Genomic DNA, 11276 nt, shown 5'->3' on the forward strand with positions numbered 1-11276 from the left:
GGGGGGGCGCCGGGGCCCCCGGGCGTGCCGGGGGGGGGGCGCGGCGGCGGGGGGCTCATCCTGCTGGTCATCATGCTGATCTTCGGCGGCAAGGCGCTGCTCGGCGGCGGCGGGGTGGGCGACACCTCCGCGACGAGCGGGATGCCCTCCCTGCAGCTCGAGCGCAGCGAGGTCGCGGCCGGTGGCGACGTGTCCAACTCGAGCTTCTCCCAGTGCAAGACCGGTGCCGACGCCAACAAGGACGACGTGTGTCTCGTCATCGCGACGGTCAACAGCGTGCAGGACTACTGGTCCAAGCAGCTGCCGAAGTACAACCTGAACTACCAGCCGGCGACCACGGTGATCTTCTCCGGCTCGACCCGGTCGGGGTGCGGCACCGCGAACGCGGCGGTCGGCCCGTTCTACTGCCCGCTCGACAACAAGGTCTACATCGACGCGGCCTTCTTCTCGGAGCTGCAGAACCGGTTCGGTGCCGACGGTGGGGCGCTCGCCAAGGAGTACGTCATCGCCCACGAGTACGGCCACCACATCCAGAACCTGCTCGGGATCCTGGGCAGTGCGCAGCAGGACCCGCAGGGCGCCAACTCCGGCGCGGTCCGCATCGAGCTCATGGCCGACTGCCTCGCGGGCACCTGGGTCAACCACGCGACGACCACGACGGACAAGCACGGCGTGACCTTCATGAAGCCGATCACCGACCGCGACATCGAGTCGGCCCTGTCGGCGGCGGCCGCGGTCGGAGACGACCGAATCCAGAAGACGGCCCGCGGCCGGGTCAACCCGGAGCAGTGGACGCACGGCTCGGCGCAGGCGCGGCAGAACTGGTTCATGCAGGGCTACCGGACCGGCGACCTGAACCAGTGCAACACCTTCGGCGTGGCCACCGTCGAGTGAGCGCTCGGCGTCACGAGCGCCTCTCGGGCTCCGTCAGCTCGATCCGGTAGGCGCGCGCACGTCGCAGCGCGGCCTGCAGGACGGCTCGCGTCGGGTCGGGCAGGTCGTAGAGCTCCCGGCGCGGCAGGTCGGTCAGCGAGCCGAGGGCGGGTGCCGACAGAACGTCGCGCACGAGCCCGCGGTCGCCGCCCACGACCAGGCCAGCAGGTATGCCGCCCACGCCCTCCAGCGCGTCCGGCCCCTCCCCCAGGACGATCCGTCGCACGTGGCGGACGACCGCGGCGACGACCTCGTCCGTCTGCTTGGCTCGGCGGCGTGCGTACCGCTGCTGGGACCAGCCGCCCGCCTTCGTGCGACCCTGCACATGGCGCGACCCGACCTTCGCGACGGCCAGCCGGTCTGCGATGGCCAGCCCAGCGGCATACCCGCCTCGCCTGACCAGGACGATCCCGAGCGGACTGTACGCGAACGGCGTTGCGACCAGAGTGGATCCGTCCTGCGCGACGGCACGCACGACAACGCCACCCAGGGTCTGCTCCCGGGTGGCGTCGCCGGGCCCGTGGCGCTCGGCGAAGCCCGCCAGCCATCGGTCGAGCCGCTCGGGGGCGACCTCGAGGACCCGCGTCACGACTCCGTCCGCCGTCCGCCGCGCGGCGACCGGGCGGGTCCTCGGACGCTCACAATCGGACCAGGGCTGGATTGTTGGAGGCCGGACCGGCACCCGAGCACCCACAATCGGGCCGCGGCGGGATTGTTGGAGGTCGCCGTCCGGGCGCGGGACGCGTCAGATGTTGAAGCCGAGGGCCCGCAGCTGCTCACGGCCGTCCGCGGTGATCTTGTCGGGGCCCCACGGCGGCATCCAGACCCAGTTGATCCGGGCGGTCGTGGCGAGGCCCTCGAGCGCCTGGTGGGTCTGGTCCTCGATGACGTCGGTCAGTGGGCACGCCGCGGAGGTCAGGGTCATGTCCAGGACGGCGTGTCCCTGGCCGTCGACGGTGATGCCGTAGACGAGGCCCAGGTCGACGACATTGATGCCGAGCTCGGGGTCGATGACGTCGCGCATCGCCTCCTCGATGTCGGCCACGTTCGGTAGCGCGGTGGTCTCGCTCATGGGGTCACTCCTTGGGTGGTGTGGTCGGTCAGGACGGGTGTCTGGACGCCGGCGCGGATGAGCGCGTCGGTGAACGCGGCCCAGCCGAGCAGGGCGCACTTGACGCGGGACGGATACTTGGCGACGCCGGCGAACGCGATGCCGTCGCCGATCCGGTCCTCGTCGCCGGCGACCTTGCCGCGGGAGGTGAGCATCTCGCGCATCCCGGCGTAGGTGTCGAGCGCCTCGTCGACGGTGTGGCCGATCACCTCCTCGGCCAGGACCGAGGTCGAGGCGATCGAGATCGAGCAGCCCTGGGCGTCGTAGGACATGTCCCGGACGACGGCGCTCGCCCCGGTTCCGGCGATGCTGACCCGCAGGGTCACCTCGTCGCCGCACGTCGGGTTGACGTGGTGCACCTCGGCGTCGAACGGGTCGCGCAGCCCGGCATGGTGCGGCTGCCTCGAGTGGTCGAGGATCAGCTCCTGGTAGAGGTCCATCAGCTCGCCTCCGCGATGCCGAAGATCTCCGGCACTCGGTCGAGTGCCGTGAGGAAGGTGTCGACCTCGTCGGCCGTGTTGTATGCCGCGAGGCTGGCCCGAGTCGTCGCCGTGACTCCGAGCGCCCGGTGCAGGGGCCAGGCGCAGTGGTGCCCGACCCGGACCGCGACGCCGGCATCGTCGAGGATCTGCCCGACGTCGTGGGCGTGCACCCCGTCGACGACCAGCGAGACCGCCCCACCGCGGGGGGTGCCGGCCGCCGGGCCGAGCACCCGCGTCCAGGGCCGGGCGGCCAGCCCGGTCAGGAGTCGTTCGGCGAGGTCCGCCTCGTGGGCGTGGATCCGGTCGATGCCGACCTGCTCGACCCAGCGCACCGCGGCGGCCAGGCCGACGGCCTGGGCGGCGTTGGGCACACCGGCCTCGAACTTCTGTGGCGCGGGCGCCCAGGTCGCGCGTTCCATCGTGACCAGCTCGATCATCGAGCCGCCGGTGAGGAAGGGTGGCATGACCTCGAGCAGCTCGGCGCGCCCCCAGAGGACGCCGACGCCCAGCGGCCCGTACATCTTGTGGCCGCTGAACGCGATGAAGTCGGCGCCAAGGGTGGCGACGTCGACGGGCAGGTGCGGCACGGACTGGCAGGCGTCGACCACGACGAGCGCCCCGACGGCATGGGCGCGTGCGGCCAGCTCACCGACCGGGTTGATCGTGCCGAGGACGTTGGAGACCTGGGTGACGGCCAGGACCTTGGTCCGCTCGGTCAGCAGCGTGTCGAGGCCACCGAGGTCGAGGCTGCCGTCGGCCGCAAGCGGGATCCACCGGAGCGTCGCACCGGTGCGTCGCACGAGCTCCTGCCACGGCACGAGGTTGGCGTGGTGCTCCATCTGCGTCACGAGGACCTCGTCGCCCGGGCCGAGCACGAAGCGCGGGTCCTTCGGCTCGTCGGTCGGCGCGGCGTTCGAGAACGCGTAGGCGACCAGGTTGAGCGACTCGGTCGCGTTCTTCGTGAAGACGACCTCGTCCTCGGGTGCCCGGATGAAATGGGCGACGGTCGCCCGGGCCGCCTCGAACGCGTCGGTCGCCTCCTCGGCGAGCAGGTGCGCCCCTCGGTGGACGGCCGCGTTGTGCTGCTCGTAGAACTCGCGCTCGGCGTCGAGGACGACGCGCGGCTTGTGCGAGGTCGCCCCCGAGTCGAGGTAGACGAGCCGGCGCCCGTCGCGGACCGCGCGCCCCAGGATCGGGAAGTCACCGCGGATCGCGGCGACCTCCCGGTCCGTGAACGGCATTGCGGCAGCAGACATCTCGACTCTTCCTCCTCAGCACTCAGGCGCTTGCGGCAGTGAGGAAGCGGTCGTAGCCCTCGTCCTCGAGTCGGTCGGCGAGCTCCTTGCCACCCTCCTCGACGATCCGGCCGTCGACGAAGACGTGCACGAAGTCGGGCTTGATGTAACGCAGGATTCGCGTGTAGTGGGTGATCAGCAGGACGCCGACGTTCGTCTCGTCCTTGGCCTGGTTGACACCGTCGGCGACGATCCGCAGGGCGTCGATGTCGAGGCCGGAGTCGGTCTCGTCCAGGATGGCCACCTTGGGCTTGAGCAGCTGCAGCTGGAGGATCTCGTGGCGCTTCTTCTCGCCACCGGAGAAGCCCTCGTTGACGTTGCGATCCGCGAACTCGGGGTCGATCCGCAGGTTGGCCATGGCCTGCTTGACGTCCTTGACCCACGTGCGCAGCTTCGGCGCCTGACCGTCGATCGCAGTCTTGGCCGTCCGCAGGAAGTTGCTCACGGTCACTCCGGGGACCTCGACGGGGTACTGCATCGCGAGGAAGAGGCCGGCGCGGGCCCGCTGGTCCACCTTCATCGCCAGCACGTCCTCGCCGTCGAGGGTGACGGTGCCGCCGGTGACCGTGTACTTCGGGTGCCCGGCGATGCTGTAGGCGAGCGTCGACTTGCCCGACCCGTTCGGGCCCATGATCGCGTGCGTCTCCCCCGACGACACGGTCAGGTCGACCCCGCGCAGGATCTCCTTCGGGCCGTCCTCGGTGTGGACCGAGACGGTGAGTCCCTTGATCTCGAGCGTGCTCATGCGGGTCAGTTCTCCTTGCTGGTGTGCTCGGGGGTGGTGCTGTCGGAAGTGGCGGCGGCGGCGTATGCCGTTGTCGCCAGCTCGTGCTCGATGGCGGCGGTGGCCTCGGCGCGCAGGTCGGCCATCGGGATCTGCTTGATCACGTCGGCGAAGAAGCCGCGCACGACAAGCCGCTTGGCCTCGTCCTCGGGGATGCCCCGGGACTGCAGGTAGAACAGCTGCAGGTCGTCGAAGCGGCCGGTCGCCGAGGCGTGCCCGGCGCCGACGATCTCGCCCGTCTCGATCTCGAGGTTGGGCACCGAGTCGGCGCGGGCGCCGTCGGTGAGGATGAGGTTCCGGTTCAGCTCGTAGGTGTCGGTGCCCTCGGCCTCGGCCCGGATGAGCGCGTCGCCGATCCACACTGTGTGGGCGCTCGCGCCCTGCAGGGCGCCCTTGTAGGTGACGTGACTCTTGCAGTGGGGTGTGTTGTGGTCGACGAACGAACGGTGCTCGAGGTGCTGCCCGGCGTCGGCGAAGTAGACACCGAGCAGCGTCGCGTCGCCGCCGGGGCCGGCGTAGCGGACATTCGCGTTGAGCCGGACGATCTTGCCGCCGAGGGTGAGCGAGATGTGCCGATAGGTCGCGTCGCGGCCGACGAGCGCGTCGTGCTGGGCCAGGTGGATCGCGTCGTCCTCCCAGCGCTGCGAGGCCACCACCGTGATGTCGGAGGCGTCACCGGTCAGGACCGAGACGAGCTGGGCGTACTGCGCGGAGCCTCGGTGCGCGAACAGCACGGTCGCCCTGCAGTGGTGCCCGGCCCGCACGACGATGTGCTCGTGGATGGGTTGGGTGGCGTCGTCACCGATCAGCCGGATCCGCACCGGCTCGGTCAGCTCGGCCTCGGCCGGGATGTCGACCAGCGTCACCTTCTCGACGTCGGCCGCTACGACGGCCGCACGGTCCTGTGGCGGCAGCGCACCGAGCTCGCGGGCTTCGCTGCTCGGGATCGTCGAGACCGTGACCCCCTCGGGCAGGAAGGTGTCCCACTCGAGCCGACCGGTGGCACCGGGCTCGAGCAGGCCGCGCAGCTTCTTCACCGGGGTGAAGCGCCACTCCTCCTCGCGCCCGCGCGGGACCGGGAAGTCGGCGACGTCGAAGGACGCCGTGCGCTCCGCCCGGGACTTGTCCGGGACGAAGGCCGCGGCCGAGTCGGTGTGCGCCTTGCCTGCCGCGGTGACGGCGTCGACGGGGCGGGATGTGTCAGCCACCAGGCTCATCAGCCGACGGCTCCTTCCATCTGGAGTTCGATGAGGCGGTTGAGCTCGAGGGCGTACTCCATGGGCAGCTCGCGCGCGATCGGCTCGATGAAGCCGCGCACGATCATCGCCATGGCCTCGTCCTCGGCCATACCTCGGGACATGAGGTAGAACAGTTGGTCGTCACTGACCTTCGAGACGGTCGCCTCGTGCCCCATCGACACGTCGTCCTCGCGGATGTCCACGTAGGGATAGGTGTCGGAGCGGCTGATCGTGTCGACGAGCAGGGCATCGCAACGGACCGTGGAGGCCGAGTGCGAGGCGCCCTCGAGCACCTGGACCAAGCCACGGTAGGACGACCGGCCGCCGCCGCGGGCCACCGACTTGCTGATGATCGAGCTGCTCGTGTACGGAGCGGAGTGGACCATCTTCGAGCCGGTGTCCTGGTGCTGGCCAGCGCCGGCGAAGGCGACCGAGAGCGTCTCGCCCTTGGCGTGCTCGCCCATCAGGAAGACGGCCGGGTACTTCATCGTCACCTTCGAGCCGATGTTGCCGTCGACCCACTCCATCGTGGCACCGGCCTCGCACGTGGCTCGCTTGGTGACGAGGTTGTAGACGTTGTTGGACCAGTTCTGGATCGTCGTGTAGCGCACCCGGGCGTTCTTCTTGACGATGATCTCGACGACGGCCGAGTGCAGCGAGTCCGAGGAGTAGACCGGCGCGGTGCAGCCCTCGACGTAGTGGACGTAGGAGCCCTCGTCGGCGATGATCAGGGTCCGCTCGAACTGGCCCATGTTCTCGGTGTTGATCCGGAAGTAGGCCTGCAGGGGGATCTCGACGTGCACGCCCGGCGGGACGTAGACGAACGACCCGCCGGACCAGACGGCCGTGTTGAGCGAGGCGAACTTGTTGTCGCCCGCGGGGATGATCGTTGCGAAGTGCTCGCGGAAGATGTCCTCGTGCTCGCGCAGGCCGGTGTCGGTGTCGGTGAAGATGACGCCCTGGGACTCGAGGTCAGAACGGATCTGGTGGTAGACGACCTCGGACTCGTACTGGGCCGTGACGCCGCCGACGAGGGCCTGCTTCTCGGCCTCGGGGATGCCTAGCCGGTCGTAGGTGTTGCGGATGTCCTCGGGCAGGTCCTCCCAGGAGGTGGCCTGCTTCTCGGTGGACTTGACGTAGTACTTGATGTTCTGGAAATCGAGACCGGTGAGGTCCGAGCCCCAGGCCGGCATCGGCTTGCGCTCGAAGAGGGTGAGCGCCTTCAGGCGCAGCTTCGTCATCCACTCGGGTTCGCCCTTGCGGGCCGAGATGTCCCTCACCACCTCCTCGTTGAGCCCGCGGCGGGCCGAGACGCCAGCGATGTCGTTGTCGGCCCAGCCGTACTCGTAGCGCCCGAGGTCCTTCAGACCCGGGTTGCGCTCTTCGATGTTGGTGCTCATGAAGAGGACCCTTCCGTTATGTGATCGGTCTCCTGGTCAACTCCCGACCCCGCCCGGGGCTTCCGGGACAGCTCGGCTGTCGGGATGAACGTCGTGCAGACGTGATGCCCGCCGGCCAGCGTCGCGAGGCGCTGGACGTGCACGCCGAGCAGCCTCGAGAAGGCGTCGGTCTCGGCCTCGCAGAACGCCGGGAACTGCGCGGCGACCTGCTGGACGGGGCAGTGGCCCTGACAGAGCTGGACGCCGGTCAACCCACCCACGCCGACCGGCCTGGCCGTCGCGGCGAAGCCGTCCTCGGTCAGCGCCTCGACGAGGGCCGCGGCACGCGCGGACGGGTCGTCGCCCGCATCAGCGAGGCGAGCGGCATACCGCTGCTCGAAGGCAGCGACGTGCTCGCGAGCGAACTCGGACACGGCCGCGGAGCCGACGTGCTCGGTCAGGAAGTGCAGCACGTCGACCGCGAGCGAGTCGTAGTCGGTCTCGAGAGCACGGTGACCTGTCGCGGTGACGACGTAGGCCCGGGCCGGGCGGCCGCGCCCACGCCGGGCGGCGGTGGGCTCGTGCTCTGCGATGACGCCGTGCTCGACAAGGGCGTCGAGGTGACGACGGACCGCAGCGGGGGTCAGGTCGAGTGCGCGGCCGAGCTCGGCCGCCGTGATCGGCCCGTCGGTGGACACGAGGTGCAGCACGCGTGAGCGGGTGCGCGACTCGAGCGGCGCGACGGCCTCACCGTCTGCCGTCTCATGTGGCGCCTGATCCGCGAAAAACACAACACCATTGTGACGTAATTGGATGCTCGTCTCCAGTCAGGGTCCCCTTACCGGCCCTCGCCGTCGGTGTCGAGGGGCCGCTCCTCGTCTCTCGCCACGCCCGGGTCGGTGATCGGCGCGAGGACCGAGGGCATCCGATAACGCGGTGGGGCGACACTGTCGGGGCCGAACCAGCGGCGGCGCAGCGATGCCGTGGCCCAGCCGAACGGGCAGGTCAGGACATAGCCGTAGGCCAGCACGAGGCCGGTCACCGCGGGGGCGAGGACGAGGCCGACGACGACGACCACGGCGATGGCTCCCGTGACGGCGAGGTGATCGGTGGTCAGCAGCGCCCGGAACGACCGGAACCGGAAGGACGTCACCATGAGCGCGGCCGGCACGAAGCTCGCCAGCACCGGGAGGACCGGCGCCCAGCCCTGCAGCGGCCCGTCGATCGCGAACACGGTCGCGATGACGACGCCGGCGGCACCCGGGCTCGGCAGGCCGATGAAGTAGCGCTTGTCGGCGAGAGGGTCGATCGTGACGTTGAAACGGGCCAGGCGATAGGCGGCGCAGGCGAGCCAGAACATCGCCCCGAACCAGGCGAGGTGGGCGTACTGCGGAAGCGCCCAGGTGTAGACGAGCACCGCCGGCGCGATGCCGAACGAGATGAGGTCGGCGAGCGAGTCGAACTGCAGCCCGAACGGGGTCATGGCACCGACCATCCGAGCAACGGCCCCGTCGGAGATGTCGAGCAGGATCGAGACCGCGATCAAGATACTCGCAATGGCGAACCGGCCTTGGAAGGACAGCAGCACGGAGGAGAATCCACAGAGCATGTTGCCGAGCGTGAACAGGCTCGGGAGCATGATCCGGGCCCGCGTCATGGGGTCGAGCCGACCCGGCGAGACGACCTTGGCGCCGGTGACGGAGACCAGCCGCCACCGGGAGGGCCGGGTGCCGCGGCTTGCGCGACGCGAGCCCTCGGATGGCGTCATCGGGGGGTCTCGGACCCGGTGGCGAACCGGCCCAGGGCGGTCTCTCCCCCGACCGCCCGCGTGCGCGGCGCGACGGCGAGGACGACGTCGCCGGGCAGGAAGACGTCCATCCGGGAGCCGAACTTCATCAGGCCGATCCTGGCCCCGGTCGCCACCTCGTCGCCGGGCGCGACCCGGGTGACGATGCGGCGCGCGAGCTGGCCGACGATCTGCCGCACGACGACCCGTCGCGGCCCGGTCGGGGTCGCCCGCTCGACGACGATCTCGGTCCGCTCGTTCTGCATCCCGCTCGCGGCGCGGTATGCGGCCAGGAAGCGACCCGGGCGGTGGGTGACCGACACGACCCGGCCCCCGTACGGAAGACGGTTGATGTGGACGTCGAGCAGCGACAGGAAGATGCTGACCTGCTGCCACTCCCCCGGCGGGCTCACCTCGGGCTCGGCCGGCCCGGCGTGCACGATGACGCCGTCGGCGGGAGCCAGGACCACATCGGGGTCACCGACCGGGGCGAGGTCGGGAGCCCGGTCGGGGTCGCGGAAGAAGAGCGTCACCCCGGCAGTCAGCAGGCCGAGACCCGCAGCCGTGCGGGGTCGGCGGACGAGAGCGGCAATGAGGGTCGGCGCGGCCACCATCGCGGTGAAGGGTCGAGCTGCGGGATCGATCTTCACGGGACCTGCTCTCCGACGGTCGTCGCGGCCCCGGGCCGGGGGTCCTGCATCCCCTGAGCCTAGACTGATCAGTCATGACTGCAGCGGTGGTCCTGGACGACGTGCGCCGCACGTTCGGCCCCGTCCATGCGCTGGACGGGCTGACGTGGTCGGCTCCGACCGGACGGATCACAGCCGTGCTCGGCCCCAACGGTGCCGGCAAGACGACCGCCATGGAGTGTGCCGTCGGCCTGCAGCGTCCCGACTCGGGAACTGTCCGCGTCCTCTGCGCCGACCCGGCCGGCGCCGACGCGCACCACCGGGCCAGGGTCGGCGTCATGCTCCAGAGCGGCGGCCTGCCCAACGGCACCAGACCCATGCGTCTGCTCCACCACCTCGCCGAGTTCTACGCCGACCCGGCGGACGTCGGGCAGATCGCGGCCCGGCTCGGTGTCACCGACTTCGCCGGCACGACCGTGCGGCGCCTGTCCGGCGGCCAGAAGCAGCGGCTCGCGCTGGCCGCAGCCCTGCTCGGCCGGCCCGACGTGCTCTTCCTCGATGAGCCGGCCGCCGGACTCGACCCGCACGGACGGCTCGACGTATGGGAGATCATCGCCGAGCAGCGCTCTGCCGGTCGCTCCGTGGTCGTCACGACGCACTCGTTCGACGAGGCCGAGCACCTGGCCGACCACCTTGTCATCATGAACGCCGGCCGGACCGTCGCCGAGGGTGCGCTCGACGAGGTCGTCGACGGCACCTCGCTCGAGGAGGTCTACTTCGACCTGACGAGGAAGGGCCGCGCATGAGTCCCTCGACCGCCGCGGCGCCCCGGGCCAGGGTCCTTGCGCAGTCGCGCTTCGAGGTGGGCACGCTGCTGCGCAACGGCGAACAGCTGCTCGTCTCGCTCGTGCTGCCGGCCATCGTCCTGGTGGCCCTGAGCGTCTCGAGCGTCCCGTCGCTCGGGACCGGACGGCGCATCGACCTCGCTGTCCCGGGCGTGCTCGCCCTCTGCGTCATCTCTGCATCGTTCACCGCGCAGGGGATCGCGACCGCCTTCGACCGGCGCTACTCCGTGCTGCGCTACCTCGGGGTGACGCCGCTGGGTCGGGGCGGCCTGATCGCCGGGAAGGTCATCGCCACCCTCGCCATCGAGGCCATCCAGGTCGTGGTGCTCGGGGGGCTCGGTCTCGCCCTCGGGTGGCGCCCCGCCGTCGGGGGCATCGGGTATGCCGCTCTCTTCCTCGTCCTCGGGACGTGGGCCTTCGTGTCACTGGCCCTGCTCATGGCAGGCACCCTGCGAGCCGAGGCCGTGCTCGCCCTGGCGAACCTCGTCTGGATCCTCTTCCTCGCGCTCGGCGGGGTCATCGTGCCGCGCAGCCTGCTGCCCGACTGGGCCGAGGCGGCAACGGGCTGGTTGCCGAGCGCCGGGCTGGCCGACGGCCTGCGGGCCGCGCTGGTGCAGGGGTCGTTCGAGTGGGCAGGCGCCCTGGTCCTGCTCGTCTGGGGCCTGGTCTGCACCGCGCTGGCGAGCCGGTTCTTCAGGTGGAGCGACTGAGCCAAGGCGTGAGCATCGACCGAGCGCCAGCGAGGGAGGAGCGGAGCGCCGATTCGGCTCAGTCGCAAGGGCACAGACTGAGCC

At 70.6% G+C, this 11276-nt stretch carries 13 protein-coding genes; 3 read left to right on the forward strand and 10 right to left on the reverse strand.

Annotation, left to right across the window (positions count from 1 at the left end; all coding sequences use genetic code 11):
- Positions 1–894, forward strand: an 894-nt coding sequence (locus L0H79_RS16270) for a neutral zinc metallopeptidase (protein WP_301485686.1), incomplete at its 5' end; no start/stop codon positions are given.
- Positions 895–904: 10 nt separating this feature from the next.
- On the opposite strand, the gene L0H79_RS16275 is transcribed toward L0H79_RS16270, so the two are convergent.
- The 10 genes from L0H79_RS16275 to L0H79_RS16320 form a co-directional block, all read right to left on the reverse strand.
- Positions 905–1522 (reverse strand): acVLRF1 family peptidyl-tRNA hydrolase, encoded by a 618-nt coding sequence (locus L0H79_RS16275; protein ID WP_301485687.1) that lies wholly within the window; start codon positions 1520–1522, stop codon positions 905–907.
- 156 nt (positions 1523–1678) lie between these two features.
- Entirely contained in the window at positions 1679–2005 is a 327-nt protein-coding gene (locus tag L0H79_RS16280; protein WP_301485688.1) for a metal-sulfur cluster assembly factor, read from the reverse strand.
- Positions 2002–2484, reverse strand: coding sequence for a Fe-S cluster assembly sulfur transfer protein SufU (gene sufU, locus L0H79_RS16285; RefSeq protein WP_301485689.1), 483 nt, complete (start codon positions 2482–2484; stop codon positions 2002–2004). Before sufU ends, L0H79_RS16280 begins: the two co-directional genes overlap by 4 nt.
- On the reverse strand, positions 2484–3782 hold the full coding sequence (locus L0H79_RS16290; RefSeq protein WP_301485690.1) for an aminotransferase class V-fold PLP-dependent enzyme: 1299 nt from the start codon (positions 3780–3782) through the stop codon (positions 2484–2486). The genes sufU and L0H79_RS16290 overlap by 1 nt, the downstream gene beginning before the upstream one ends.
- Positions 3783–3804: 22 nt before the next feature.
- On the reverse strand, positions 3805–4566 hold the full coding sequence (gene sufC / locus L0H79_RS16295) for a Fe-S cluster assembly ATPase SufC (RefSeq protein ID WP_301485692.1): 762 nt from the start codon (positions 4564–4566) through the stop codon (positions 3805–3807).
- Between the two features lie 5 nt (positions 4567–4571).
- Positions 4572–5822 (reverse strand): Fe-S cluster assembly protein SufD, encoded by a 1251-nt coding sequence (gene sufD / locus L0H79_RS16300; RefSeq protein WP_301485694.1) that lies wholly within the window; start codon positions 5820–5822, stop codon positions 4572–4574.
- A complete protein-coding gene (gene sufB, locus L0H79_RS16305; RefSeq protein ID WP_301485695.1) occupies positions 5822–7243 on the reverse strand; it encodes a Fe-S cluster assembly protein SufB in 1422 nt (473 codons plus the stop codon). Before sufB ends, sufD begins: the two co-directional genes overlap by 1 nt.
- Positions 7240–8013 carry a metalloregulator ArsR/SmtB family transcription factor gene (locus L0H79_RS16310; RefSeq protein WP_301485696.1) on the reverse strand — a complete coding sequence of 258 codons (774 nt, stop codon included), beginning with the start codon at positions 8011–8013 and terminating at the stop codon, positions 7240–7242. Before L0H79_RS16310 ends, sufB begins: the two co-directional genes overlap by 4 nt.
- A gap of 47 nt (positions 8014–8060) precedes the next feature.
- Positions 8061–8990: a CDP-diacylglycerol--serine O-phosphatidyltransferase gene (gene pssA, locus L0H79_RS16315; protein ID WP_301485697.1), complete on the reverse strand. Its 930-nt coding sequence runs from the start codon at positions 8988–8990 to the stop codon at positions 8061–8063.
- Entirely contained in the window at positions 8987–9658 is a 672-nt protein-coding gene (locus L0H79_RS16320) for a phosphatidylserine decarboxylase (protein ID WP_301485698.1), read from the reverse strand. The genes pssA and L0H79_RS16320 overlap by 4 nt, the downstream gene beginning before the upstream one ends.
- A 74-nt stretch (positions 9659–9732) precedes the next feature.
- On the opposite strand from L0H79_RS16320, the gene L0H79_RS16325 reads away from it, so the two are divergent.
- Both L0H79_RS16325 and L0H79_RS16330 read left to right on the forward strand, forming a co-directional pair.
- Positions 9733–10443, forward strand: coding sequence for an ABC transporter ATP-binding protein (locus L0H79_RS16325; RefSeq protein ID WP_301485699.1), 711 nt, complete (start codon positions 9733–9735; stop codon positions 10441–10443).
- On the forward strand, positions 10440–11192 hold the full coding sequence (locus tag L0H79_RS16330) for an ABC transporter permease (protein ID WP_301485700.1): 753 nt from the start codon (positions 10440–10442) through the stop codon (positions 11190–11192). Before L0H79_RS16325 ends, L0H79_RS16330 begins: the two co-directional genes overlap by 4 nt.
- Positions 11193–11276: the final 84 nt, after the last annotated feature.

Source organism: Intrasporangium sp. (assembly GCF_030452765.1).
GTDB lineage: Bacteria > Actinomycetota > Actinomycetes > Actinomycetales > Dermatophilaceae > Intrasporangium_A.